Raw genomic sequence first — 429 nt, 5'->3', positions numbered from 1 at the left:
GTCTGCACCTCCGAAGCCCAGCCTGCGGCGCGCCTACTGTCCGGCAGGCGAGGAGGGCGGCGCCGGAGCACAGATCCGACGCCTGATCGAGAAAGGAAGACGGTGTCGAAGCTCGTATCCCGCGAACAACTCTGGGAGATGACCCATACCGAACGCGCGGCATTGGCCGACGATCTCGCCGGACTGGACGAAGCGCGGTGGGCGCGGCAGTCGCTGTGCGGCGAGTGGACGGTCGAAGAGGTCGTCGCCCATCTCACCGCGGCGGCGAGCATCGGCAGGGTGCGTTGGCTGCTGAGCGTACTCGGCGCCCGCTTCGACTTCGATCTGCACAATGCCCGGCGCCTGGCTGAGCATCGCGGCACAACGCCGGCCGAAACCCTCGAGCGCTTCCGCGCGGTCGTCACGAGCACCACCGCGGCTTCCGGACAT

1 protein-coding gene is annotated in these 429 nt (G+C 68.5%); it reads left to right on the top strand.

Features of this window, described 5'->3' with window-relative positions; translation table 11 throughout:
• Positions 1-138 precede the first annotated feature (138 nt).
• Positions 139-429 (top strand): maleylpyruvate isomerase family mycothiol-dependent enzyme (locus GV790_RS29020; protein WP_175586034.1); only part of this gene is annotated, 291 nt, incomplete at its 3' end.

Origin of the sequence: Nocardia cyriacigeorgica, from assembly GCF_010858045.1 — a bacterium.
Classification (GTDB): Bacteria; Actinomycetota; Actinomycetes; order Mycobacteriales; family Mycobacteriaceae; genus Nocardia; species Nocardia cyriacigeorgica_E.
This window is presented reverse-complemented; position numbering and strand designations above follow the sequence as displayed.